Here is a 24,462-nt window from a genome sequence, read left to right on the forward strand (position 1 = left end):
GCGCCGGCTCACCCTCGTGCGGTCCGGCCGCAAGATCGGCGCCTGGACGGTGGCGGTGGGCGCCGCCAAGACGCCCACCCCGGCCGGACGCACGTTCCTGCTCGGCCTGCTCAAGCCGTCCGACCCCAAGCCCAGCCCGCTGATCATGCCGGTGGGAGCGCACTCGGAGACGCTCGACACCTTCGGCGGCGGGCCCGGCACGGTCGCCTTCCACGGCTGGGCCGACGAGTCCGTCTTCGGCAGGGCCGTCACCCACGGCTGCGTCCGGGTGCCCGACGACGCGCTGACCCGGCTGTCGAAGGTGCCGCTCGGCACCCCCGTCCTCATCACGGTCTAGCCCCCGTACCCCGAGCATTCTCGAAGGAGCGACATGCGTTCGATACATCTGACCAGATCCGCCGTGCTCGCCGGCGTCATTGCGGCGCCCCTGGCCGTCGCGGCGGCACCGGCCTCCCACGCCGCCGCCGGCCACGGCTCGGCCTACGCCGTGTCCGCCGCCGGACCGGTCGCCATCCCCGCCACCCCGGCGGTGACCTCCTCCGGCGCGCCGGCCCGCAGGAGCGTCGCCGAACTGTCCGGCAACCCGCTGGTGAGCGCCTCGGTGCTGACGGCGGCCGCGGCGGCCGGGCGGGGCCGGGCCTCCGTCGCCGACCTGAGGATCGCCAGGGCCGCGCTGACCGCCGAGGCGGTCACCGTCAGGTGCGAGAACGGCAGGGCCGTCGCCCACCTGGCCAACGCCGAGATCGCCGGCAGGCGGCTGCAGGCGAGCCCCGCGCCCAACAGCGGCGTCACGGTGTCGCTGGACCGGGTCGGCAAGGTCTCGCTGACCCTCAACAAGCAGGTCCGCAACGCCGACGGCGGCCTGACCGTCACCGCGATCGCGCTCGCCCTGCCCCCCGTGGCGGGCAGGTCCCAGACGATCAGCATCGCCTCCGTCACCTGCGGCCCGTCGGACGCGGCGCCGGCGCCCACCCACAGGCCCAGCACCCCGCCGGACGACGCCCCGCCGCACGACATCCCGCCGAGCACGATGCCCTCGCCCAACACACACCTCCCGCAGGCGCCCGCACCCACCCCCGTGGCCAAGGACCTGCCGGTGACCGGCTGACCCCCTTGTGACGAGGGCGAGGCCCCGTGCGCTCCGCGCACGGGGCCTCGCCCGTTTCTCCGCGAAAACGACCCCGGTACCAGGCACGAGCCGGAACGTGTCCGGCGGGGAGATCGCCGGTGCCGAGGTGTCACGGCCCGGACACAGCGCCTGGTCGGCCTCGGCGGACAACCGGTCCCGCGGTTCGGCGGGCCGTACGCGACGAGCCGCTGCGAGGTGAGATCCCGCCGCCTGGAGGGTTCGGCCAGGGTGGCACTCCCCGGTTTCCGTGTCTCGGCGCGACGACGGAATGAGGACCGGACCGAACCCTCCGGGCGGCGGAGCAAAGGTGGCGGGACAGGTGGATCGCAGCGGAGCGTCGGCGAAGCGGGGGCCGGATGACCCGCACTCCGGAGAGCTGGGAGTCGTCCTCCCGGAGGAGGGCTCAGGCGATCGCGGCGGAACGCCGGTGCAATGAGATCATCGGGATCTGCTTGGGGGCCGGGGGCCGCCCCAGACTCCACGGACGACCCGTGCTTCAGGGATCTGGGGCGCCCCCGGACCGGGGGATCAGGGTTCTACGGGTGACCAGCAGCCTTCGTCTGCGGCGCTGCGCTCGACCGCGTCGAGCACCCGCTGGACGCGGAGGCCGTCGGCGAACGAGGGCGTCGGGTCGGTGCCGGCGGCGATCGCCTCCAGGAAGTCCTTCACCTCGTGGGTGAACGTGTGCTCGTAGCCGAGACCGTGTCCCGGCGGCCACCAGGCCCCCGCGTACGGGTGGTCGGACTCGGTGACCAGGATGCGGCGGAAACCCGCCTCCTCGGCCGCGAGCGTGTGGTCGTGGAACCACAGTTCGTTCATCGCCTCGAAGTCGAACCAGAGGCTGCCCAGCGAGCCGTTCAGCTCGAAGCGCATGGCGTTCTTGCGCCCCGCGGCGAACCGGGTCGCCTCGAAGGAGGCCATCGCGCCGCCCTCCAGGCGGCCGATGAACAGGGCCGCGTCGTCGACCGTGACCTCGCCGACGCCGTCCTCCTCAGGCAGGGGACGTTCCTTGACGAAGGTCTCGGTCAGGCCGGACACGCCGGTCACCCGCTGCCCCGCGACGAACTGGACGATGTCGATGATGTGCGCACCGATGTCGCCGAGCGCACCCGACCCCGCCTTGTCCCGCTGCAGCCGCCAGACCAGCGGATGCTCGGGATCGACGATCCAGTCCTGCAGGTACTGGGCACGGGCGTGGCGGATCTCGCCGAGCCGTCCCGCCGCAACGAGGTCCCGGGCCAGAGCGACCGCGGGCACCCGCCGGTAGTTGAAGGCGACCATGCTGCGGACCCCGCGGGCCGCGGCGTCCCGGGCGGCCTCCGTCATGGCCTCCGCCTCGGCGACCGTGTTGGCCAGCGGCTTTTCGCACAGCACGTGCTTGCCGGCCTGGAGCGCCGCGATGGCGATCTCGGCGTGCGAGTCACCCGGCGTGCAGATGTCGATGATGTGCACGTCGTCGCGGCGCAGCAGCGCCTTCCAGTCCGTCTCGGCGTGCGCCCAGCCCATCTCGGCCGCGGCAGCGTCGACGCGCTGCCGCGACCGGCCGCAAAGGACCGTCATCTCAGGCCGCACCGGCAGGTCGAAGAACGCCCCCACGCTACGCCACGCCTGCGAGTGCACCCGGCCCATGAAGGCGTGGCCGACCATGCCGACCCCGAGTGTGGGCCTGTTGTCCTCCACAGATCTGCTCCCGTCAGGACTCAAAGCCGAGCGGCAGGTACTGGTCCACGTTGTCCTTGGTGATGGTCTCCGAGGCCAGGGTGATGGACTGCGGAACCTGCTTTTCCACCAGGTCGGCCATGCCCTTGCCCTGCGCGATCAACCGGGCCAGCTTGATGGCCGAGGAGGCCATGGACGGGCTGTAGGTGACGGTGGCCTCCAGCACCCCGCCGTTCTTGATCTCGCGCATGGCGTTGGCCGACCCGGCACCGCCGACCATGAAGAACTCGTTGCGGTTGGCCTGCTTGATCGCCGCCAGCACACCCACACCCTGGTCATCATCGTGGTTCCACAACGCGTCGATCTTCTTGTGCGCCTGCAGCAGGTTGCCCGCCACCTCGTTGCCCGACTCCACCGTGAACTGGGCGTCCTGCTGCGCGGTCACCTCGAAACCGTAGGTCTTCAGCGCGTCGGCGAAGCCCTTGCTGCGGTCCTGGGTCAACGGCAGCGTCGCGATCCCCTGGATCTCCAAGATCACCGGCTTGGCGACACCCTTGTCCTTGAGCTTCTTGCCGATGTAGTGCCCGGCGGCCACCCCCATGCCGTAGTTGTCGCCGCCCACCCACGTCCGGTACGACAGCTTGTCGGGGAACACCCGGTCCAGGTTGACCACCGGAATACCGGCATCCATCGCCTTACGCGCCACCTGGTTGAGCTGCTGACCATCATTGGGCAGGATCACCAACGCACCGACCTTCTGCGCGATCAGCGACTCCACCGCCGAGATCTGCTGGTTGATGTCATTGGTCGGCTCCACCGGCTTGAAATCCACATCCGAGTACTGCTTGGCCTGCGCCTCGGCATTCTTGGCGATCGCCGCGATCCAACCATGGTCGGCGGCCGGAGCCGAAAAACCAATGGTGACCTTCGTACCGGGCTTGTCATTGTCCCCACCGGTGGAGACGCTCTGCTGGTTGGTGTTGCCGGTCTCCTCGGAGTTGCTCGTGCAGGCCGTGGCGAGCACTCCCGCTCCCACGAGCGATCCGGTGAGCAGGAAGCGGCGGCGGCCGACGTTGCTGGTCATGATGTTCTCCCAGGGGGGTGGAATCAGGAGCTGCTTCGCAGGCTGCGGCGCTGCAGGAGCACCGCGGCCACGATGATGAGTCCCTTGGCGATGAGCTGGTCGCTGGTGTTGAGACCGTTGAGGATGAACAGGTTGGTGATCACGGTGAAGATCAGCAGACCGAGGATGGAGCCGATGATGGTGCCCCGCCCGCCGGTCAGCAGGGTGCCACCGATGATGACGGCGGCGATGGCGTCCAGTTCGTACAGGTTGCCGTGGGTGGAGGAACCTGTCGTGGTCCTGGCCATGATGAGGATCGCGGCGATGCCGCAGCACACTCCGGACAGCGTGTAGAGCAGCATCGTGTGCCGCCGTACGTCGATGCCGGCCAGCCGGGCGGCCTCGGGGTTGCCGCCGACCGCGAAGGTGCGGCGGCCGAACGTGGTGCGGTTGAGCAGCACCCAGCCGGCCGCCACGACCGCGGCGAAGATGTAGACGAGCAGGGGCAGGCCCAGCACCTTCGTGGTGGACAGCGCCATGATCGCGTCGTTCTCGGGGCGGACCAGCTGGGTGCGCCGGTCCGACATCCGCTGTGCCAGGCCGCCGGCCGCCACCATCATCGCCAGCGTGGCGATGAAGGGGACCATCCGGCCGTAGGAGATGAGGAAGCCGTTCAGCGCGCCCGCCCCGGCGCCGACCAGGATCGCGCACAGCGCCATCACCACCGGCCCATAGGACTGGGTGGCCACCGTGGTCGCCCACACCGAGGCCAGCGCCATGATCGCGCCCACCGACAGGTCGATGCCGCCACCGATGATCACAAAGGTCATGCCGACCGTGATCACCCCGATGGTGGCCGCCAGCGCCAGCACGCTGACCAGGTTGGACGAGGTGGCGAAGTTGTCGGGCTGGGTGACCAGCCCGACGATGGCCAGCAGCACCAGGGCCGCGACCAGCCCCAGGTGCCGCGCCCCGCCGAGGCCGCGGACCGACCGGGACGATGCCGGCGCCGGCGCCTTGCCCGCCGGCTCCGCCGACAACGTGCGCGTGTCGTTCACAGCGCGCTCCCCTCCATGATCATGTCAAGAACCCGGTGTTCGTCGAGGTCACGGGCATCGGACTGGTGGACGGCCCGGCCTTCGCGGATCACCAGCACCCGGTCGGCCAGGCCGAGCACCTCCGGCAGCTCGCTGGAGACCAGCAGCACGCCGATGCCCTCGTCGGCCAGCCGCCGGATCACCGCGTACAGGTCGGCCCGCGCCCCCACGTCCACACCGCGGGTCGGCTCGTCCAGCAGCAGCAACTTGCGCCGGTTGACCAGCCAGCGGGCCAGCACGGCCTTCTGCTGGTTGCCGCCGGACAGCGTCCTGATCGGCCGGCTCGGGTCGGCCGGCCGCAGGTCCAGCTCGTCGATCTGCGCCTTGGCGTCGGCCAGTTCGCGCTTGCGGTCCAGCCAGCCGAGCCTGGAGTAGAGGCCGAGGCCGCTCAGGGTGATGTTGCCGGCCACGCTCTGGTCCATCAGCAGCGCCTGGGCCTTGCGCTCCTCGGGCGCCAGCCCGATTCCCAGCCGTACGGCCGAGGAGATGCCCCGTACCGGGGCGCCGTTGAGCTCGATCCGGCCGGAGCAGCCGCGCGCCCCGTACACCGCCTCCAGGATCTCCGAGCGACCGGAGCCGACCAGCCCGGCCAGCCCGACGATCTCACCCTCGCGGACGCTGAAGGAGACGTCGGTGACCACGCCGGGGACGGTCAGGCCCTCGACGCGCAGTACCTCGGGCCGGCCGTCGTGGCTGCCGGGGGCCGGGCGCTCGGGGAAGACGTTCTCCATGTCGCGGCCCGTCATCAGCGAGATGATCTCGCGGGTCGGGGTCTCGCGGGCCGGCAGGCCGACGGCGACCGTCCGGCCGTCCTTGAGCACGGTGATCCGGTCGCCGATCTCGCGGATCTCCTCCAGCCGGTGCGAGATGTAGACGACCGCGACCCCGGCGGCGGTCAGCTCCCGCACGATCCGGAACAGGTTGTCCACCTCGTCGTGGGCCAGCGCCGCCGACGGCTCGTCCATCACGATCAGCCGGGTGTCGTGGGACAGCGCCCGGGCCATGCTGACCACCTGCTTGCCCGCGGGCGGCAGCGTGCCCACCTCGGTGGTCGGCGCGATCTCGCCGTGGCCGAGCCGGCCCAGCAGTTCGGCCGCCGCCCGGTTGGTGTCCCCGGTGCGGGTGAAGCCGAAGGCCGCCTTCTCGTGGCCGAGGAAGATGTTGTCGGCCACGCTCAGCCCGTCCACCAGGTCCAGCTCCTGGTAGATGGTGGAGATGCCGAGCTTGATGGCGGCGATCGGCCCGGTCAGCCGCACCTCCTGGCCGGCGAAGGTGATGGTGCCCTCGTCCGGCTGGTGCGCTCCGGCCAGCGTCTTGATGAGCGTGGACTTGCCCGCGCCGTTCTGGCCGAGCAGGCAGTGCACCTCACCCGCCCGTACCTCCAGGTCCACGCCGTCCAGCGCGCGGACGCCGGGGAACTGCTTGACGATGCCCCGCATGACAAGCAACGGATCCCTCATGTCCTGCATGTTTCGGGACGATAGGCGCGACTTATGATTCCTGTCAACGGAAGTCCGTCGATGATCAGAGTAAAGTGAGCTGCATGCCAAGTGAAGCCAACGGTCAGAGCATCGGCGCGGGAGCGCTGCTCGCGATCCTCCGAGACGGTCAGGCCCGCACCCGGGCGGAGCTGGCACAACTCACCGGACTGGCCCGATCCACGGTGTCGCAGCGGCTCGACGCCCTGATGAGCCACCGCTGGGTGGTGACCACCGAGGACGCGATCTCCTCCGGCGGCCGGCCCGCCGCCGCGTTCGCCTTCAACGAGAACGTACGGGTCGTGCTCGCGGCCGACCTGGGCGCCACGCACGCCCGGCTGGCCGTCATCGACCTCGGCATGAGCGTGCTCGCCGAGCGGGCCGAGGAACTGCCCATCGACCGGGGGCCCGAGGCCACGCTGGACTGGCTGGTCGCCGCCTTCCAGGAGATGCTGGCCGAGACCGGCCGCGACCAGACGCAGGTGTGCGGGGTCGGGGTCGGCCTGCCGGGGCCGGTCGAGCACGCCTCCGGCCGGCCGGTGAACCCGCCGATCATGCCCGGCTGGGACGACTTCCCGGTGCCCGAGTGGCTCGGGGAGCGCCTGGGCGCCCCCGTCCTGGTCGACAACGACGTCAACATCATGGCCCTCGGCGAGCACTGGGCCGCCGGGCCGGAGGTCGACCACCTGATCTTCATCAAGATCGGCACGGGCATCGGCTGCGGGATCATCTCCGACCGCAGGCTGCACCGCGGCGCGCAGGGCGCCGCCGGCGACGTCGGCCACATCCGGGTCCCCTCGTCGGACGCGCTGTGCCGGTGCGGCAACATCGGCTGCCTGGAGGCGGTCGCCAGCGGGGCGTCGATGGCGGCGGCGCTGCGCGCCGCGGGGGTCGAAGCCCAGGGCAGCCGCGACGTGGTGGCGCTGATGCGCGCCGGGGACACCCGGGCCGCACGGCTCATCCGGCAGGCGGGCCGCGAGGTCGGCGGCGTGATGGCCTCGATCGTGAACTTCTTCAACCCGTCGGTCATCGTGCTCGGCGGCGACATCGCCGAGGCCGGCGAGCAGGTGCTGGCGGGGGTGCGGGAGACCATCTACAGCCGGTCACTGCCGCTGGCCACCCAGCACCTGACCATCCGGGCCAGCGAGTTGGGCGACCGGGCGGGCGTCATCGGCGCCGCCGTCATGATCGTCGAGTACGTGCTCGCGCCGGAGACCATCGACCAGACGGTCACCGGTTGACCCCATTGACCCCATCACGCCCACGCAGTAACAATGTGGGCGTCTCAGGCTCAACGGCGGTGGCACGCCCGACGGGACTGGACCTCGAATCATTGTGACGCGGTCGGCGCACGCGTCCCACCAGAAGGGATACGTGCGTGAAGTTCCGTCATGCACAAGAAGAGCCGAACCCGCAGGACGAGGCACTGCGTCGTGGGCTGGGCCTGAGCCGTCGTCAGCTGCTGGCGGCCACCACCGGTATCGCCGCCGCCGCGGTGGCGGTCCCCGCGCTGCCCGGCCGGGCAGCAGCCACCGAGACCCCGCTGATCCGCGACAGCAAGCGCGGCATCATCCTCTACACGGTCCGGGACGCGATCTCGCGTGACCCGCGGACCACCAACCTGCCGTCGGGCTTCCGCCAGGTGTTCGAGGCGCTCAGCAAGATCGGCTTCGAGCGGGTCGAGTTCGCCGGCTACACCCAGCACGCCGCCTCCGAGGGCGGGGCCAACCTGGAGACCGTCGAGGGCGCCCGGCTGCTGCGCAGCTGGCTCGACGACAACGGGCTGCGGGCCGAGGGCAACCACGGCTTCATCCCCAGCTCCTGGCCGCTGTCGCAGAGCGACCTGGACCGTTTCAAGCGGACCCTGGAGATCGCCAACATCCTGGGCCTGGACCACATGGGCACCGGCAGCGACCCCACCAACAGCGCCTACAAGGCCGACTGGGACGTGGCGGCCGAGAAGTGGAACAAGCTCGGCGAGATCGCCCGGGCGGCCGGCTACACCAAGCTGTACACCCACAACCACGACGCGGCCTACAACTTCCTGCTCGACAGCGGACCGCTGGACGCGCAGGGCCGGCCGACCCGCTCCTCGGGCATCCGCCGGCTGGAGTACTTCCTCCAGATCACCGACCCCAAGTACGTCTACCTGGAGCTGGACATCTACTGGGCGCACGTGGCCCAGTACAAGTTCAAGACCTACACCGCGCCCGACGGCTCGGTGCAGACGAAGATCTTCGACCCGCTGGCGGTCGTCAAGCCGAACGAGCGGCGGTTCCCGCTGTTCCACGCCAAGGACGGCAAGCTGAACCCGGCCAACGGCAACGGCTACGACATGGTGCCGTTCGGCACCGGCGACATCGACTACGCCCGCTTCTTCGGGTCGCTGGAGAGCCAGCACCACTACCCGATGTACGAGCAGGACAACGCGCCGGGCGGCACCGCCAACCCGGCCCAGTCCCTGCAGTTCGCGGAGCTGAGCTACAAGAACCTGTCGGATCTGCGCGCTTAGGACACAAAACCGGGCCGTTACGCGGTCCTGCCGTGGCAGCGGCAGACGTAGCGGCCCGGGTTCCTGACACCCCCCTTATTAGGAGCATCATCCAATGCAGCGTACCCGAACGGTGCTGGGCGCTCTGGTGGGCGCCGCGGCGCTGACGCTGTCGGCGTTCAGCACGCCGGCACTCGCCCACCCCGGGCACGATCCGGCCACCGAGTGGTCGAGCTACGACAAGGTCACCCTCACCAAGAACGTCGGCGAGCCGATCGACATGGCGGTGCTGCCGGACCGGCGCGTCCTGCACACCGCCCGCAACGGCGACATCCGGCTGACCGACCCCTCCGCCGGCGTCACCAAGGTCATCAACACCATCCCGGTGTACGCCAACTCCGAGGACGGCCTGCAGACCATCGCCATCGACCCCAACTTCGAGCAGAACAAGTGGGTCTACGTCTTCTACGCCCCGCGGACCATGACGGGGCCCTACCCGGAGACGACCCCGACCGGCTCGGCGCCCAACTCGCTGCCCGCCGGCCAGGACGAGTCGTACTGGGACCGCTGGAAGGGCTACAACCAGCTCTCCCGCTTCAAGTGGGACGGCGGCAAGCTGGACCTGTCCACCGAGCAGGTCATCATCAAGGTCGAGGTCCAGCGCGGCCAGTGCTGTCACGTCGCCGGTGACCTGGACTGGGACGCCGACGGCAACCTCTACCTGGCCACCGGTGACAACACGCCCGCCGGCGCGCCGGGCGCCAGCGGCTACGCGCCCAACAACGACGCGCCCGGCATGAACCCCGGCTTCGACGCCCGGCGGGGCGCCGGCAACAGCAACGACCTGCGCGGCAAGATCCTGCGGATCAAGGTGCAGGAGGACGGCTCGTACACGATCCCCGAGGGCAACCTGTTCGCGCCGGGGACGCCGAAGACCCGTCCGGAGATCTTCGTGACCGGGGTGCGCAACCCGTTCCGGATCGACGTGGACGCCAAGACCAACACGCTGTCGTGGGGCGACTACGGGCCCGACGCCGGCACCAACAACGCCCAGCGGGGCCCCCTGGGCTACGTCGAGTGGAACATCACCCCCCTCAACAAGCCGATGAACAGCGGCTGGCCGTACTGCACCGGCAACAACTTCAACTACAACGACTGGAACTTCGCGACCTCACAGCCGCGTGAGTGGTTCGACTGCGCGGCCGGTCCGAAGAACACCTCGCGCTGGAACACCGGCATCGCGCAGCTCCCGCCGGCCACGCCCGCCGACCTGTACTACGGCGACAACCCCAGCCACCAGCCCGCGGAGTGGGCCGGTCTGGTCGACTTCGACCCGCAGGGCGGCCAGGGCCCGATGGGCGGTCCCGTCTACCACTACGACGAGAACAACCCCTCGCCCACCAAGTTCCCCAAGTACTGGGACGGCAAGGCGTTCTTCGCCGAGTTCTCCCAGGACTACCTGGCGGCGTTCACCTTCGAGGGCGCGGACGGTCCGGTCACCAAGCTGGAGCACTTCCTGCCCAACAGCGCGCTGAACACCGCGGCCATGCCGATCACCGACAGCCCGATGGACATCGAGTTCGGCCCGGACGGCTCGCTGTACGTGCTGGACTACGGCGACGGCTTCTTCCGCGCCAACCCCGACGCCGGTCTCTACCGGATCGACTACTCGCCGAACAACAAGCTGCCCCAGCCGCGGATCACCGTGGACAAGAACTCCAGCAGCGAGGCGCCGCTGACGGTGAAGTTCGACGCCTCCAAGTCCACCGACACCGAGGAGGGCCCGCTCACCTACGACTGGGACTTCGACGGTGACGGCACGTTCGACGCCTCCGGCGTGACGGCCACCCACACCTACACCGAGCTGGGGCTGTACTACGCACGGCTGCGGGTCACCGACTCCGGTGGCCGGGCGGCGCTGATCTCGACCGAGATCAGCGTGGGCAACACCGCCCCCGTGGTGACCATTGAGAAGGCTGTCCACGGCGGCTTCTTCGACTGGGGCCAGCCGCTGCCGTTCAAGGTCAACGTCACCGACGCCGAGGACGGCAACAACCCGGTGTGCAGCCGGGTGCAGTGGGGCTTCGGCCTCGGCCACGACGTGCACGCCCACCCGGAGACCTCGGGCACCGGCTGCAGCGGCGCCTGGCCGACCCCGGTGAACGCGCCCGAGCACGGTGAGACCGAGAACATCTACGGCGTGATCGTCGTCAGCTACCGCGACAACGGGGCCAACGGCGTTCCCCCGGCGCTCGGCGAGGCGACCCTGATCGTCAACCCCAAGCTGATGCAGGCCGAGCACGGTGACGTCAACAGCGGGCTGACCCGGGTCGCCGACGACACCGCCTCCGGCAAGTTCAAGATCACCGGCTTCGACCCCGGTGACTACATCGCCTACGACCCGGTCAACTTCACCGGCATCGAGTCGGTCGAGATGCGGGCCGCGGGCAAGGGCACGGTGTCGCTGCGCTGGAACTCCCCGACCGCCGAGCCGTTCGCCGACCTCACCATCTCCAGCGGCTCCGGCTGGCGGACGAAGAACGTCAAGCTGGACAACGCGCCCAGCGGCACCGGCCGGCTGTACGTCACCTCGACCGGTGGCCTGGACGTGGACTCCTTCATCTTCCAGGGCAAGGGCATAGCCGACTCGACCGCCCCGACCGCGGACCTGACGTTCAACCCGGCCCAGCCCAACGGCGCGCACGACTGGTACACCACCAACGTCACGGTCAACGTCACCGCGGCCGACGACGGTGTGGTCTCCAGCCGGCAGTACTCGCTGAACGGCGGCGCCACCTGGGTCAACATGCCCAACAACGGGCTGACCATCAGCACCGAGGGCGAGACCGAGATCCGCTACCGGGCCACCGACAGCGGCGGCAACCTGTCGGAGGTCGGCCGGGCCAAGGTCCGCATCGACAAGACCGCCCCGGCGGTCTCGCTGAGCGGGGTCGAGGCCAAGCAGTACGGCATCAACGAGTCCATCACCCCCGTCTTCTCCGCGACCGACGCCATCTCGGGCATCGACACCCTGAAGGCCGACCTCGACGGCAAGAAGATCACCTCTGGCGAGGCGATCCCGCTGCGGAGCCTGGGGGCCGGTGAGCACGAGCTCGTCGTGACCGCGGTCGACAGGGCCGGCCACGTCACCAAGAAGACCGTGAAGTTCGAGGTCACCCCCTGACCTCCTGACCCCATGTAGCACCAGTCCGTGTCCCCGGCGAGGCGGCCTCCGCCCCGTCGGGGACACGGCGTCATCGTCTCGCCCCGCGCGAGGCACCGTAGACCGGGGAGGGCTCCAGGCCCTCCCCCCTGCCGAAGGAGGCGGCCGAATGTCCCGTCCGATCACCCTCTTCACCGGTCAGTGGGCCGATCTGCCGTTCGAGGAGGTGTGCCGTCTGGCTGCCGAGTGGGGCTACGACGGTCTGGAGATCGCCTGCTGGGGTGACCACTTCGAGGTGGACCGGGCGCTGGCCGAGGACGACTACGTGCGGGGCCGCCTGGACATCCTCGACAAGTACGGGCTGAAGGTGTGGACGATCTCCAACCACCTGGTCGGTCAGGCGGTGTGCGACCACCCGATCGACGAGCGGCACCAGGACATCGTGCCCGCCCGCGTGTGGGGCGACGGGGAGCCCGAGGGGGTGCGGCAGCGGGCCGCCGAGGAGATCAAGAACACCGCCCGGGCCGCCGCCCGGCTCGGGGTGGACACCGTGGTGGGCTTCACCGGCTCGTCGATCTGGCACACCGTGGCGATGTTCCCGCCCGTCACGGAGGCGGCCATCGAGCGCGGGTACGCCGACTTCGCCGAGCGGTGGAACCCGATCCTGGACGTCTTCGACCAGGAGGGGGTGCGGTTCGCGCACGAGGTGCACCCCAGCGAGATCGCCTACGACCACTGGACCACCGTGCGCGCCCTGGAGGCCATCGGGCACCGGCCGGCCTTCGGGCTGAACTGGGACCCCAGCCACATGGTCTGGCAGGACATCGACCCGGTCGGGTTCATCCTGGACTTCGCCGACCGGATCTACCACGTCGACTGCAAGGACGCCCGCCGCCGCACCGGCAACGGCCGCAACGGCCGGATGGGCTCCCATCTGCCGTGGGGCAACCCGCGCCGCGGCTGGGACTTCGTGTCCACCGGTCACGGCGACGTGCCCTGGGAGGACTGCTTCCGCGCCCTGAACGCCATCGGCTACGACGGCCCCATCTCCATCGAGTGGGAGGACGCCGGGATGGACCGCCTCATCGGCGCCCCCGACGCCCTGAACTTCATCCGCGGCCTCACCCGGATCGAGCCCCCGGCCGCGTCGTTCGACTCCGCGTTCAGCCGCGGCTGACCGCACGCCCGGCACGCCCGGTGAAGGGCGGACGCGAGATCCTCGCGTCCGCCCTTCACCTTTTCCCGGGCGGCACCGTCCGGGAAGAACCAAGCGACGCGCCCCGCCCGGGTGATCCCGGTCCGCCGATGGCAACCGGAGCGTCCCGAAGTTCGAAAGAATGGGCGGAAGGCGGGCTTTGGGACGGATCGATGAACGAGGACGGCACACAGGAGGCGGGCTACGGCATCGGCGCCGTCGCCCGGAGACTCGGAGTGCCCGCCGCCACGCTGCGGACCTGGAACCTGCGCTACGGCATCGGCCCCAGCAGGCGCAGCCCCGGCGGGCACCGCCGCTACGGCACGGCCGACCTGCGCCGGCTGGAGACGATGAGCCGGCTGGTGCGGGAGGGCATGCCGCCGGCCGAGGCCGCCCGCAAGGCGCTCCGGCTGCCCGGCGGCCCGCCCGCCGCGCCGGACGGCGTTCCCTCGGCCCCGGCGCTGGTCGAGGCGGCGCTGGCCCTGGACAGCCGGGCCGTCGCGGACGGGCTGGCGGCGGCGCTGGCCGGGCACGGTGCCACCTGGACGTGGCAGCGGCTGGTGCGGCCGGTCTTCGCGGCGATCGTCGACAGGCAGGCCGAGACCGGCGGATGCGTCGACGTCGAGCATCTGTTCTCCGAGCGGCTGCTGGCCGCGCTGCTGCCACTGGGCGAGCCGCCCGGCAGCCCGGCCGGCCGGCTGCGTCCGGTCCTGCTGGCGTGCGCCGAGGACGAGCAGCACAGCCTGCCGGTGCACGTGCTGGCGGCCGTGCTGGCCGGCGAGCACGGGGTGGGGGTCCGGGTGCTGGGCGCCCGCACCCCCTATTCCGCGCTGGCCGCCTCGATGAGCGCGCTCGACCCGGCCGTCGTCTTCGTCTGGGCCCAGCGGTCCGTGACGGGTGATCCGGCTCCGCTGGCGGCGCTGCCCGGCCCACCGGAGCGGATCGTGGTCGGCGGCCCGGGGTGGACCGCCGCGCCGCCGGCCGGGATCGCCCAGGTGACCTCGCTGGACGAGGCCGTCTCCCGGGTGCTCGCCGCTTTCCGATGATCTCCTCCCGATTGGTTGTGCTCCTCCGGTCCGTCCCGTATGAATAAGTTTTGAATAAGTTTTCGGGGATGAGGGGAGAGTCCATGGAGCCGCTCGCCGACTGCTACCGGACCCATGCCCCGCTGGTGCGCGCCTACCTACGGCGCCTGGTGCCACCGCAGGACATCGACGACGTGGCGCAGGTGGTCTTCACCGAGGTCTGGCGCTTCCGGCACCGCTACGACCCGTCCCGGCGCCTGGAGCCCTGGCTGCTCGCCATCGCCCGCAGACGCGCCGTCGACCATCTGCGCGGGCGCACCCCGCCGACCGTTCCGCTGGAGGCGGCCGGCGATCCGCTCGGCCACGACGGCAGGGCCGACGGCGACGCGCTGGCCGACCGCGACCGGGTCCGCCGGGCGCTGGCCGCGCTGCCCGCACCACAGCGGCAGGCCATCGAGCTGGCCTACTACGGCGACCTCTCGCAGCGGGAGATCGCCGAGCGGCTGCACGTGCCGCTCGGCACCGTCAAGGCCCGCACCACGCGCGGGCTGCGGCACCTGTCCACCCTGCTGACCCCGGCATGACCGCATGGGGCGGGTGCGGGACGGCCCGGCGGGAACGGCCGAGGGCGTTCACCGTCGCGGGGGCTGGCTGCCTGGCCGCGATGGTGGCCGCGCAGGTGCTGTCGGGGTTGCAACCGCGGCCCGTCCGGCTGACCAGCGTGGTGGTCGTCCTGCTGGCGGCGAGCGCACTGGCGTTCGCGGCGGGCCGCCACGGCCCGCGCCGGGCGGTGGGGGCGCTGGCCGCGACGGTGGCCGCGGGCTACGCGGCCGAGTGGATCGGCGTCCGCACCGGCGTGCCGTTCGGGCGCTACTCCTACACCCCGGTGCTGCAGCCGCAGGTGGGCGGCGTGCCGCTGATCGTGGCGCTGGCATGGGGCGGCATGGGCCTGGCGGCGCACGCGGTCGCCACCGCGATCGTGCCCGGCGGCGGCCTCGCACGGATCGCCACGGGGGCCGCCGCGCTGACGGCGTGGGACCTCTTCCTCGACCCGCAGATGCTCCGCCTCGGCCTGTGGACCTGGGCGGACCCGGGCCCCTACCGGGGGGTGCCGATCAGCAACCTCCTCGGCTGGCTGCTGGTATCGGCGCTGGTCATGGCCTTGATCGATGCTCGGCTGGGACGGACGGACGCGGTGGCCGCCGGTTTGGCCGTCCTCTACGCCGTGATGGCGGCGATGGAGACGCTGGCCTTCGCCGCGGTGTTCGACCCGCCGGACCGGCTGGTGGCGGCGGCCGGCGGGATCGCCATGGGGACGTTCCTGGTGCTGGCCGGCAGGCGCCGATGGCCGAGGTGATCGTGTGGCCGAGGTGATCGTGGTCGGCGGCGGGGTCGGCGGGATGGTGACCGCGCTGCTGCTGGCGCGGGGCGGGCATCACGTCCGGCTGTACGAGCGGCTGGACCGGCTCGGCGGCAAGCTGGCCGAGCACCGGCGCGACGGCTTCACCTTCGCGCTGGGGCCCTCGCTGCTCACGCTGCCCGGTCTCTTCCGGAACCTGGGAGTCGGACGCGACCTGGTGGAACTGGACGAGCTGTGCCGGTACCGCTTCGCCGACGGGTCCACGCTGCGCGCGTTCCGCGACCCCGGCCGGATGGCCGCGCAGGTCGACCGGCTGGCCCCCGGCCAGGGTGCGGCCTGGCGGGCCTTCTACGGCTGGGCGCGGGACTGCCTGCGGGCGTCGCGCCGCACGTTCTTCGCCGGACCGCTGGGCCGTCCCGCCGAGCAGGCCCGGCTCGCCGACCTGCGCGCGGTCGCGCCGGGCCATACCCTCGACGGCCTGGCACGGCGCTTCTTCCGCGACCCCCGGCTGCGCCAGTACGTCGGCCGCTACGCCACCTACGCCGGGTCGAGCCCCTACCGGGCGCCGGCCGCGCTGGGCTGCGTCCCGGCGATCGAGCACGATGATGGCGGCTGGTACGTCCCGGGCGGGCTGGCCCGGCTCGCCGACGACCTCGCCGGGCTGCTCGCGGACGCCGGCGTGGAGGTCCGGACGGGCACCGAGGTGACCGAGGTGGTCGCCGGCCGCCGCGCGGTCTCGGGGGTGGCGCTGGCCTCCGGCGAGCGGGAGAAGGCCGACGCCGTGGTGGTCAACGCCGACGCCGCCGCGCTGTACAGCCGGCTGCTGCCCGACCGGCGGCGGCTACACGGGATCGCCGCCCTGGGCCCGTCGTCGTCGGCGTTCCTGCTGCTGGCCGGCGTGCGGGGCCGCACCGAGGGGCTGCCCCACCACTCCGTCGTCTTCTCGGCCGGCTACCGGCGGGAGTTCGCCGACATCTTCCGGCGGCGGCGGCCTCCGGAGGACCCGACCGTCTACATCGGCTGCTCGGCGGTGCACGACCCGTCCCAGGCTCCCGAGGGGATGGAGAACTGGGTCATGCTGGTCAACGTCCCCGCCGGGGATCCGGGGCAGTGGCCGGTGACCCCCGAGTCCTACCGGGACCTGGTGCTCGAACGGCTGGCGCACCGGGGCCACGACCTGTCGGGGCGGCTGTGCTTCGTGGACCTGTTCACCCCGGCCGACCTGCGCGACCGGTACGGCGCGTGGGACGGGGCGATCTACGGCACGGCCTACCGGGGCAGACTCGCGCCGTTCCGCAGGCCGGGCAACCGCGGTCCGCGGCGCGGGCTGTACCTGGTGGGCGGATCGGCGCACCCGGGCGGCGGCCTCCCGCTGGTCGCGATGGGCGGCCGCATCGTCGCCTCCCTGGTGGAGGAGGACTTCCCGGCCGCCGGAGGGGTGCGGTCGGGATGAGGCCGCTGACGCTCCCACAGGCGGCCGCCGCCGTGGTCGTGGCGGCACGGCTGGCGCGCGGCCGCGACCGGCTCGCGCCGCTGGCTCCGCCGCCCCCAGATGCCGTCCCGCAGCCGATCTCCGTGGTCATCCCGGCCCGCGACGAGGAGTCCCGCCTCGGCGCCTGCCTGGCGGCGGTGCTGACCGACCCGGCGGTGCGCGAAGTGATCGTCGTGGACGACGAGTCCCGCGACGGGACGGCCCGGCTCGCCGCCCGGCTCGGCGCCACCGTTGTCCCCGGCGCGCCGCTGCCGGACGGATGGGTCGGCAAGCAGTGGGCGCTGCGACAGGGCGTGTCGGCCGCCGCCGGACCCGTCATCGTCACCCTGGACGCCGACGCCCGTCCCCGGCCAGGTCTGTTCGGGGCGCTCGCCGCCCTGCTGGACGCCTACGACCTGGTCACGGTCGGGCCGCGGTTCGCCTGTGCCGGCGTGGCCGAGCAGGCGCTGCACGCCTCATTCCTGGCGACGCTGGTCTACCGCTTCGGCCCGGTCGGCCCGGCGCGCCCGCCCCCGCCGCACCGGCTGCTGGCCAACGGCCAGTGCACGGCCTTCCGGAAGGCGGCCATGGCCGAGGCCGACGGGTTCGGGCGGGTCCGCCGCCATCTGACCGACGACGTCGCGCTCGTGCGGGTGCTCGCCCGGGACGGCTGGCGGATCGGCTTCCTGGACGCCGGCTCCCTACTCGAAGTGGACATGCACGAGTCCGCCGCGCAGGTGTGGCGCGAGTGGGGACGCTCCCTCGCCCTGCGGGACGTGACCACCAGGAGCCGGCTGGCCGGGGACCTGGCCGTGATCTGGCTGACCGCCGCGCTGCCGCTGCTGCGGCTGGCGGCCGGGCGGCCGACCCGGCTCGACCTCGCCCTGCTGGGCCAGCGGCTGCTGCTGATGGCCGCCCTGCGCGGCGCCTACGTGCGGCCGGGACCGGGCCTGGCCCTGTCACCGCTGTTCGACGTGGCGGCGGCGGTGCGCCTCACGCAGGCCGCGCTGTGGCCGGCGCGCACCTGGCGCGGCCGCACGTACGGCCCCGAGGCGGTCAGTCACGCCGACCGGCCAGCGCCGCCTGACCGAAGCGCAGCCCGATGAGGCCCATCAGCGCGCCGGTCGCGGCCGCCTGCGCCGCCGGGGCGAACGCCAGTTGCAGCACCGGCAGAGAGAACACCCCGACCCGCGCGCCCAGGGAGAAGGAACGCCCCAGCAGGCCGGTCACGACCACCAGCCCGAGCCCGAGCCCGAACGCCGGCGGGCAGATCACGGCGAACCCGCCGGCGAAGGTGAGGATCGAGCGGCCGCCCCGCCCCCCGGCGAACACCGGCCAGGCGTGGCCTGCCATCGCCGCGGCCACCGCCGCGTACACCGGCACGACGCTCGCCCCCGCCACCACTCCCAGCGCGCCCGTCTCCGCCCCGCTCACCGCCAGGCCCAGCAGCCCGGCCGCGGTCCCCTTGAGCAGGTCGCCGAGGAAGACCGGGACGGCCGCCCGCCCGCCGAGCAGCTCACGGACGTTCCAGAAACCGGGATTGCGGTCGCCGGCCTCGCGGGGGTCGAGGCCGTGGCGACGGCAGACCAGCACCGCGACCGGAACCGAGCCGAGCAGGTAACCGCCGATGACCGCCGCGAGCACAGAACCCATCGCCTCGTTTCACCTCATCAGATACGCGGGAGTGGACGCCATGCGGCACATGGCCTTCGACCGGCCGGTGCTGCGCGGCACCGGCGGGCTGACCTTCTGGCGGCTGCTGGGCACGGGCCGGGGCCGTTCCATGAGCCTGGGCGCGGACCTGCGACGCTGGGCGCTGTTCGCGGTGTGGGACGGCGAGGCCGCGCTGGAGGACTTCCTGGGGTGCTCGCCGGTGGCGGCCCGGTGGCGCGCCCAAGCGGTGGAGTCCTGGCACGTGCGGCTGGCGCCGCGGGTCTGGCATGGCAGGTGGGGAGGGTCCGATCCGCTCGGCGGGACACGTTCCCGCTGGCGGGACGACGCGCCGGTGGCCGTGCTGACCAGAGCTTCGATCCGGCCGTCCCGGCTGATGGCGTTCTACCGTTCGGTACCGGAGGTGGACGGCGCGCTGGGCCGCCAGGACGGGTGCCTGGCGTCGGTCGGCATCGGCGAATGGCCGCTGGCCCGGCAGGCGACGTTCTCCCTGTGGCGTGATGATGCCGCCATCACCCGCTTCGCCTACCGCGGGGCGGCGCACCGCGGAGTCATCGCACGAGTGCACGCCGAGCGCTGGTACTCCGAGGAGCTCTTCGCCCGGTTCGTCCCCTACGGCAGCGAGGGCACCTGGGACGGGCGGGATCCGCTGCGGCCTCGCGGAGGAGCGTGAGCCGGTCACGGAACCGGCCCCACCGGCGGGCACGCGCCCGCAGGCCGTCCCGCGGCCAGGTCGCGCGCCACCACGCAGGCGCGTGCGATGGCCGTGGAACGGGACGAGCCGTGCGCGACGACGACCGTTCCGGCCAGCCCCAGCAAGGCGGCCCCTCCATGGGTCTCGGCGGCGTAGCGGCGGGCGACCTCGCGCAGCCGGTCGGGCGCCGCGACCCCCGCGTCCGCGACAAGGGCCAGCGTCGCGCGGACGCAGCCCTCGACGCTCTTCAGCACCACGTTGCCGGTGAAGCCGTCGGTCACGACCACGTCCACGGTGCCCGCCAGCACGTCGTGCCCCTCGATGTTGCCGTGGAAGCGGACGGGCAGGCGCGGCAGCAACCCGGCCGCCCGGCGGGCCAGTCGGTTGCCCTTGCCGGGCTCGGCGCCGACGGACAGCAGACCCACCAACGGGTCGGCCACCCCGAGGACGCGCCGAGCGTACCCGGCGCCCAGCAGCGCGAACCGCGCGACCATCTCCGGTGTCGGGTCGGTGGTGGCCCCGGCGTCGACCAGGACCGTGGCGCCGCCGGTCACCGACGGCACCGCAACCGCCAGCGCCGGGCGCAGGACGCCCAGCTCCCTGCCCAGGACGCGGACCGCGCACGTCACGACGGCGCCGGTGGACCCGGCCGACACGAACGCCGCCCCCGCTCCCCGCCGGACCAGCTCACAGCCGACCATCAGACTGGACTCCCGTCTGGCGGCGGCCCCGGAGCCCCGCTCGGCCATGCGGACCACGTCGGCGGCGTGCACCATCTCGATCTCACCGGCCGCGTCGTGCCGCAGCAGCTCACGGTGGACCTCGGGGGCCCGCCCGACGAGGAGCACCGGCACACCGTACTCACGCCGCGCCGTCACCGCGCCCCGCACCGTCTCGGCCGGCCCGTGGTCCCCGCCCATCGCGTCCAGCACGACCGGGCGCGCCCTCGCGTCCTCCTCGCGGCACTCCCCCAAGACCGCCCCGCCGCTCTCTTTATCGGAGAGCCCCGGCCATCTCGCGTTCTCCTCGCGGCGCTTTCCCGGGACCGTCCGGGCCTCGTCCGTCTTGGGGCGTCCCGGCTGTCCCGCCTCCTTCCGGCCCGTCAGCTCAGGGACCATGTCAGGGCACCTGGACCGTCACGCGCCGCTCGGCCCGGCCCGCGGCGGACGCCGCCAGCAGGTGCCGCGCGAAGATCGTGGCCCGCCGCCGGCGAGGTACCCGCGCCCGCCGGGACAGCACGTCGTACCCGGCGGCGGCGATCTCGGCGAGGATGCCGCCGTACAGCTCGTAGGCGGCGCGGACACAGGGCTGTGAGGACGGCGTCAGCAGCCGCACGCCGGCCAGGGCGCGGCGGTAGTGGGCGCGGGCGCGGCCGGACTCGAAGGCCACCAAGTCCCGCAGGGCCGCGGTGGCCGTGGGAAGGGCCAGGTCTTTCTCCGGCACGCCGAACTTCTGCAGATCGGCCTGCGGCAGGTAGACACGGCCGCGCGCCAGGTCCTCGGCCACGTCCCGCAGGAAGTTGGTCAGCTGGAACGCCAGGCCCAGCTCGCGGGCGGGCTCACGGGCGGCCCGCTCCGCCCCGGCCACGGTCTCCAGCACCGGCAGCATCATCGTGCCGATCACCGCGGCCGACCCCTCCATGTATCCCAGCAGGTCGACGTAGGTGTCGTACCGGGTGACCGTCAGATCGGCGCGCATCGACCGCAGGAACGCGTCGATGTCGGCGCGTTCGATGCCGAACGAGCGCACCGTGTGCGTGAACGCGGGCAGCACCGGGTCCTCGACCGGATCGCCCGCCAGACTCTTGCCCAGCCGGGCGGCCAGGTCGTCGAGGGCCTCGGCGCGGCCGTCCGGGGCGCCGAACGCGTCCACGATCTCGTCGGCGTACCGGGCGAACCCGTACAGCGCGTGCACGTGCCGCCGCTTCCACTCGGGCAGCAGCATGGTGGCCAGGTAGTAGGAGCGGCCGTGGCGGGCGTGCAGCCGGCGGCACCACTCGTAGCTGGCGGTCAGCGTCATCGGGCGCCCTCCAGGATCCGGGCGGCGGCCAGCCGTCCGGAGATCAGGACGGGGGGCACGCCCACGCCCGGCGCGGTGTACATCCCGGCGAAGTGCAGGCCGGGGACCCGGCGGGCCCGGCCCGAGGGCCGCAGCCACGCCGTCTGGCGGAGGCGGTGGTCCAGGGCGAACGGGGTGCCCGCCGAATGCCCCCGCCGTGCCCAGGCGGGCGGGTCGAGGACCATCCTGGGCGCCCCCGACAGGTCGCCGTATCCCAGGTCGGCCAGGCGGCTCAGCAGCCGCCTCTCCAGCCGTGGCGTGAGCGTCTCCCAGTCGGTCCCGCCCGTCAGGTTGGGGGCGGGCTCCAGCACGCTCAGCGTCGGGTGGCCGGGCGAGGCCGCCGTGCCGTCGGTCTGCGGGCAGGTGACCAGCAGGTTGGGGTCGGGCTGCGGGCGTCCGGCCGTCAGCGCGGAGAACGTGGCCCGCCACTCCCGGCCGAAGTGCAGAGTGTGGTGCGCCCGTTCCGCCGGGCGCCGGTCGAGGCCGAAGTGCACGAGCAGGCAGGACGGCGAGTAGCGGGGACGGCGCAGCCGCCAGTCGGCGGCGGCCTCGGGCAGCAGCCCGTCGTGGGCCCGTGGCAGGTCGCAGGCCACCACGACGTGGCCCGCGGCGAGCCGTTCGCCGGTGTCCAGCCGGACCGCCGCCACCCCGGAGGTGTTCGTCTCGACCTTCGTGGCGCGGACGCCGTACCGGACCGCGGCCCCAGCCTTCTCGGCGACGGCGGCCATGACCCGCGGGATGGCGTGCATGCCGCCGTCCCTGGGAAAGTAGACGCCCCCCACGGTGTCCATGTGGGCGATGACGGCGTAGATGCCGAGCGCCGCGTACGGGGGCAGCCCCACGTAAAGCGCCTGGAAGGTGTGCGCCCTGATGAGCCGCTCGTCGGTCAGGTGGGCGCCCACCAGCCGGTCCAGGCGCCGGAACCCGCCCGCCATGGCCAGTTTGAGCAGCGCGTACGGGCGGGCCACAGCGCGCAGCCGGGTCATGTCCGCGTCGATGAACGCCGGCCATTCCGCCGCGTACATCGCCCCGAGCCGTTCCCGGAACCGCAGGTACCGCGTGGCCTCGGCCGGGCCGCACAGCGCACGGACCTGCTCGGCCATCTCCTCGGCCCCGGCCACCACGTCCAGGTGCGTGCCGTCGTGGAAGGTCAGCCTGTAGAAGGGGTCCAGCCGCCGCAATGGCAGCACGTGGTGCAGTTCCTCGCCCGCCGCGCCGAAGACCTCGGCCAGCACGCCCGGCATGGTCAGCACCGAGGGCCCGGTGTCGAACCGGTAGGGGCCCAGGTGCGCGGTGCCGCAGCATCCTCCGGGCCCGTCACGGGCCTCGACGACCACCACCTCGCGCCCACGCGCCGCCAGGTGCACCGCCGCCGACAGGCCGCCCAGACCGGCACCGACCACCACGATCGGATCGCCGGCCCCCATCAGCGCCGTCCGCCCGGCGTCCGGTCCTTCCGGGAAGTCACCGTCTGCTCCACCGCGCCCCCTCGAATCCGCTACTGGGAACTTCGAGAGGCGGGGGCCGATCGGATGCATCACCGTGGCCTGGGGAGGGCGGCCGTTCCGTCAGGCCTCAGAGAAGAGTGCGCCGGTGCGCCGCCCAGGGAGGGTGCCCGGGCGGCGCACCGGCCGCGGGTCAGTCGTCAGTCGTCGTCGCCGTCGTTGTCACCGCCGTCATCGTCATCGTCGCCGTCGTCCTCCGCGGCACAGCCCGCCGTGACGGCGACGGTCGTGCCGACCGCCGCGACGACGGCGACGGCCGGAACGGAGGAGGGGGTCAGCGCCGCCACGAAGGCGAGCAGGCTCTTGACGAGGCCGAGTAGTGCTTTGGAAAGCACGGGCGTCTCCCGGATCGCTGGGCTGGAACGGTCGGGGCCGGGAACGGCGGGACATCCCCGGACATGAACTCCTTGATCGGTTTTGTACCAAACGTTCCGGCTCCCAAACCGCCTTGTCTCCCGGACGCGGCGCCCGGGGATCAGCCGGAGAGGGGCACCGCCGTCCCGGACACGCGGACCCGGGGATCGCCCTCGCGCAGCTCCACCGTCAGCACGGAGGGACGCCCCATGTCCTCGCCCTGGTGGAGGGTCAGCTCGGCCGCCGGGCCCACCTGGCCGAGCTCCCGCAGGTACGCGCCGAACGCCGCCGCGGCGGCCCCGGTCGCCGGGTCCTCGACCACACCGCCCACCGGGAAGGGGTCGCGCACATGGAAGGTGTCCGCCGACTCGCGCCACACCAGCTGAACGGTGACGAGGTCCCGAGCGGTCATGTACGCCGTCAGCCGCTCGAAGTCGTAGTCCAGGTCGGCCAGCCGCGCCCGGGTGGCGGCGGCCAGGACCAGGTGCCTGGCGCCGGCGTAGGCGATCCGCGGCGGCAGCGCGGGATCCAGCTCTTCCGCACGCCAGCCCAGCGCGGCGAGGGCCTCGGACACGTCCGCCTCCCCGGCCTCCTCGACGTACGGCTCGACGCTGGTCAGCGTTGCCCGCAGCGCTCCCTGCGGATCCTCGGCGACCTCGACGGGAACGGTCCCGGACCGGGTGGCGAACACCAGCGGCCCCGGTCCGATGCGTTCGGCGAGGGCCACGGCCGTGGCGATCGTCGCGTGCCCGCAGAACGGCACCTCGGCCTTGGGGCTGAAGTACCGCACCGTGAAGGCGCGGCCCTCCTCCCCCAGCCCGTCCGGCGGAGCGGTCAGGAAGGCCGTCTCCGAGTAACCCAGGTCGGCGGCGATGCCGAGCATCGCGGCGTCGTCGAGGCCGGCGGCGTCCAGCACCACCCCGGCCCGGTTGCCGCCGGCCGGATCGGTGGTGAACGCCGTGTAGCGGACGATCTGCACGCCGGAGGCGGAAGGAGGATTCGTCATGTTCCGTCGAACACCGCTCCGCGGTCCCCGCTTCCCGCCGTCG

22 protein-coding genes are annotated in these 24,462 nt (G+C 72.6%); 12 read left to right on the forward strand and 10 right to left on the reverse strand.

From position 1 onward, the window contains the following. Together C4U03_RS13045 and C4U03_RS13050 are read left to right on the forward strand one after the other, a co-directional pair. On the forward strand, nt 1-337 hold a 337-nt coding region (locus C4U03_RS13045), incomplete at its 5' end, for a L,D-transpeptidase (protein ID WP_146087359.1). 33 nt (nt 338-370) lie between these two features. Next, nucleotides 371-1,108, forward strand: a complete 738-nt coding sequence (locus tag C4U03_RS13050) for a choice-of-anchor P family protein (RefSeq protein ID WP_103938022.1) — start codon at nt 371-373, stop codon at nt 1,106-1,108. Between the two features lie 549 nt (nt 1,109-1,657). Here the strand turns inward: C4U03_RS13050 and C4U03_RS13055 are convergent. From C4U03_RS13055 to C4U03_RS13070, 4 genes are read right to left on the reverse strand one after another with little or no spacing between them, the layout of a single operon-like run. Then, a complete protein-coding gene (locus C4U03_RS13055; RefSeq protein ID WP_235017828.1) occupies nt 1,658-2,809 on the reverse strand; it encodes a Gfo/Idh/MocA family protein in 1,152 nt (383 codons plus the stop codon). 13 nt (nt 2,810-2,822) lie between these two features. Next, on the reverse strand, nt 2,823-3,872 hold the full coding sequence (locus C4U03_RS13060; protein WP_103938023.1) for an ABC transporter substrate-binding protein: 1,050 nt from the start codon (nt 3,870-3,872) through the stop codon (nt 2,823-2,825). 23 nt (nt 3,873-3,895) lie between these two features. Then, nucleotides 3,896-4,909: an ABC transporter permease gene (locus tag C4U03_RS13065; RefSeq protein WP_235017829.1), complete on the reverse strand. Its 1,014-nt coding sequence runs from the start codon at nt 4,907-4,909 to the stop codon at nt 3,896-3,898. Further along, nucleotides 4,906-6,417 carry a sugar ABC transporter ATP-binding protein gene (locus tag C4U03_RS13070; protein WP_200827223.1) on the reverse strand — a complete coding sequence of 504 codons (1,512 nt, stop codon included), beginning with the start codon at nt 6,415-6,417 and terminating at the stop codon, nt 4,906-4,908. The genes C4U03_RS13065 and C4U03_RS13070 overlap by 4 nt, the downstream gene beginning before the upstream one ends. Before the next feature lie 74 nt (nt 6,418-6,491). On the opposite strand from C4U03_RS13070, the gene C4U03_RS13075 reads away from it, so the two are divergent. The 9 genes from C4U03_RS13075 (at nt 6,492) to C4U03_RS13115 (ending at nt 18,237) form a co-directional block, all read left to right on the forward strand. Beyond that, entirely contained in the window at nt 6,492-7,667 is a 1,176-nt protein-coding gene (locus C4U03_RS13075; RefSeq protein WP_103938025.1) for an ROK family transcriptional regulator, read from the forward strand. A 137-nt stretch (nt 7,668-7,804) separates the two neighbouring features. Continuing rightward, nucleotides 7,805-8,938: a sugar phosphate isomerase/epimerase family protein gene (locus C4U03_RS13080; protein WP_103938026.1), complete on the forward strand. Its 1,134-nt coding sequence runs from the start codon at nt 7,805-7,807 to the stop codon at nt 8,936-8,938. Between the two features lie 94 nt (nt 8,939-9,032). Continuing rightward, complete coding sequence (locus tag C4U03_RS13085; protein ID WP_103938027.1) at nt 9,033-12,101, forward strand: PQQ-dependent sugar dehydrogenase; 3,069 nt, start codon at nt 9,033-9,035, stop codon at nt 12,099-12,101. A gap of 148 nt (nt 12,102-12,249) precedes the next feature. Beyond that, on the forward strand, nt 12,250-13,257 hold the full coding sequence (locus tag C4U03_RS13090; RefSeq protein WP_103938028.1) for a sugar phosphate isomerase/epimerase family protein: 1,008 nt from the start codon (nt 12,250-12,252) through the stop codon (nt 13,255-13,257). 191 nt (nt 13,258-13,448) lie between these two features. Beyond that, nucleotides 13,449-14,321 carry a MerR family transcriptional regulator gene (locus C4U03_RS13095; RefSeq protein ID WP_103938029.1) on the forward strand — a complete coding sequence of 291 codons (873 nt, stop codon included), beginning with the start codon at nt 13,449-13,451 and terminating at the stop codon, nt 14,319-14,321. A 68-nt stretch (nt 14,322-14,389) separates the two neighbouring features. Next, a complete protein-coding gene (locus C4U03_RS13100; RefSeq protein ID WP_103938030.1) occupies nt 14,390-14,884 on the forward strand; it encodes an RNA polymerase sigma factor in 495 nt (164 codons plus the stop codon). Beyond that, nucleotides 14,881-15,657 (forward strand): carotenoid biosynthesis protein, encoded by a 777-nt coding sequence (locus C4U03_RS13105; protein WP_103938031.1) that lies wholly within the window; start codon nt 14,881-14,883, stop codon nt 15,655-15,657. The genes C4U03_RS13100 and C4U03_RS13105 overlap by 4 nt, the downstream gene beginning before the upstream one ends. Nucleotides 15,658-15,661: 4 nt before the next feature. After that, nucleotides 15,662-17,113: a phytoene desaturase family protein gene (locus C4U03_RS13110; protein WP_235017830.1), complete on the forward strand. Its 1,452-nt coding sequence runs from the start codon at nt 15,662-15,664 to the stop codon at nt 17,111-17,113. Further along, nucleotides 17,110-18,237: a glycosyltransferase gene (locus tag C4U03_RS13115; RefSeq protein ID WP_103938032.1), complete on the forward strand. Its 1,128-nt coding sequence runs from the start codon at nt 17,110-17,112 to the stop codon at nt 18,235-18,237. Before C4U03_RS13110 ends, C4U03_RS13115 begins: the two co-directional genes overlap by 4 nt. Here the strand turns inward: C4U03_RS13115 and C4U03_RS13120 are convergent. Then, entirely contained in the window at nt 18,188-18,784 is a 597-nt protein-coding gene (locus tag C4U03_RS13120) for a glycerol-3-phosphate acyltransferase (protein WP_103938033.1), read from the reverse strand. The two genes, C4U03_RS13115 and C4U03_RS13120, sit on opposite strands and share 50 nt — an antisense overlap. Nucleotides 18,785-18,824: 40 nt before the next feature. Between C4U03_RS13120 and C4U03_RS13125 the strand changes: the two genes are divergently transcribed. Then, a complete protein-coding gene (locus C4U03_RS13125) occupies nt 18,825-19,475 on the forward strand; it encodes a spheroidene monooxygenase (protein WP_235017831.1) in 651 nt (216 codons plus the stop codon). A gap of 5 nt (nt 19,476-19,480) precedes the next feature. Here the strand turns inward: C4U03_RS13125 and plsX are convergent, their stop codons facing one another. From plsX to C4U03_RS13150, 5 genes are all read right to left on the reverse strand, one after another. Beyond that, nucleotides 19,481-20,614 (reverse strand): phosphate acyltransferase PlsX, encoded by a 1,134-nt coding sequence (gene plsX, locus C4U03_RS13130; RefSeq protein ID WP_235017832.1) that lies wholly within the window; start codon nt 20,612-20,614, stop codon nt 19,481-19,483. Nucleotide 20,615: 1 nt separating this feature from the next. Then, nucleotides 20,616-21,515 carry a phytoene/squalene synthase family protein gene (locus C4U03_RS13135; protein ID WP_103938034.1) on the reverse strand — a complete coding sequence of 300 codons (900 nt, stop codon included), beginning with the start codon at nt 21,513-21,515 and terminating at the stop codon, nt 20,616-20,618. After that, nucleotides 21,512-22,981 carry a phytoene desaturase family protein gene (locus tag C4U03_RS13140; RefSeq protein ID WP_103938035.1) on the reverse strand — a complete coding sequence of 490 codons (1,470 nt, stop codon included), beginning with the start codon at nt 22,979-22,981 and terminating at the stop codon, nt 21,512-21,514. Before C4U03_RS13140 ends, C4U03_RS13135 begins: the two co-directional genes overlap by 4 nt. A 218-nt stretch (nt 22,982-23,199) precedes the next feature. Beyond that, complete coding sequence (locus C4U03_RS13145) at nt 23,200-23,394, reverse strand: hypothetical protein (RefSeq protein WP_103938036.1); 195 nt, start codon at nt 23,392-23,394, stop codon at nt 23,200-23,202. A gap of 140 nt (nt 23,395-23,534) precedes the next feature. Further along, nucleotides 23,535-24,419, reverse strand: coding sequence for a PhzF family phenazine biosynthesis protein (locus tag C4U03_RS13150; RefSeq protein ID WP_103938037.1), 885 nt, complete (start codon nt 24,417-24,419; stop codon nt 23,535-23,537). Nucleotides 24,420-24,462: the final 43 nt, after the last annotated feature.

This window comes from Thermomonospora echinospora, assembly GCF_900108175.1.
GTDB lineage: Bacteria > Actinomycetota > Actinomycetes > Streptosporangiales > Streptosporangiaceae > Thermomonospora > Thermomonospora echinospora.

Bases quoted from the DNA above. Each gene is read 5' to 3' on its own strand.
- C4U03_RS13050 (WP_103938022.1), top strand. From the start codon at position 371: ATGCGTTCGATACATCTGACCAGATCCGCCGTGCTCGCCGGCGTCATT.
- C4U03_RS13060 (WP_103938023.1), bottom strand. From the start codon at position 3,872: ATGACCAGCAACGTCGGCCGCCGCCGCTTCCTGCTCACCGGATCGCTC.
- C4U03_RS13070 (WP_200827223.1), bottom strand. From the start codon at position 6,417: ATGCAGGACATGAGGGATCCGTTGCTTGTCATGCGGGGCATCGTCAAG.
- C4U03_RS13075 (WP_103938025.1), top strand. From the start codon at position 6,492: ATGCCAAGTGAAGCCAACGGTCAGAGCATCGGCGCGGGAGCGCTGCTC.
- C4U03_RS13085 (WP_103938027.1), top strand. From the start codon at position 9,033: ATGCAGCGTACCCGAACGGTGCTGGGCGCTCTGGTGGGCGCCGCGGCG.
- C4U03_RS13090 (WP_103938028.1), top strand. From the start codon at position 12,250: ATGTCCCGTCCGATCACCCTCTTCACCGGTCAGTGGGCCGATCTGCCG.
- C4U03_RS13095 (WP_103938029.1), top strand. From the start codon at position 13,449: ATGAACGAGGACGGCACACAGGAGGCGGGCTACGGCATCGGCGCCGTC.
- C4U03_RS13100 (WP_103938030.1), top strand. From the start codon at position 14,390: ATGAGGGGAGAGTCCATGGAGCCGCTCGCCGACTGCTACCGGACCCAT.
- C4U03_RS13105 (WP_103938031.1), top strand. From the start codon at position 14,881: ATGACCGCATGGGGCGGGTGCGGGACGGCCCGGCGGGAACGGCCGAGG.
- C4U03_RS13115 (WP_103938032.1), top strand. From the start codon at position 17,110: ATGAGGCCGCTGACGCTCCCACAGGCGGCCGCCGCCGTGGTCGTGGCG.
- C4U03_RS13120 (WP_103938033.1), bottom strand. From the start codon at position 18,784: ATGGGTTCTGTGCTCGCGGCGGTCATCGGCGGTTACCTGCTCGGCTCG.
- C4U03_RS13125 (WP_235017831.1), top strand. From the start codon at position 18,825: ATGCGGCACATGGCCTTCGACCGGCCGGTGCTGCGCGGCACCGGCGGG.
- plsX (WP_235017832.1), bottom strand. From the start codon at position 20,614: ATGGTCCCTGAGCTGACGGGCCGGAAGGAGGCGGGACAGCCGGGACGC.
- C4U03_RS13135 (WP_103938034.1), bottom strand. From the start codon at position 21,515: ATGACGCTGACCGCCAGCTACGAGTGGTGCCGCCGGCTGCACGCCCGC.
- C4U03_RS13140 (WP_103938035.1), bottom strand. From the start codon at position 22,981: ATGGGGGCCGGCGATCCGATCGTGGTGGTCGGTGCCGGTCTGGGCGGC.
- C4U03_RS13150 (WP_103938037.1), bottom strand. From the start codon at position 24,419: ATGACGAATCCTCCTTCCGCCTCCGGCGTGCAGATCGTCCGCTACACG.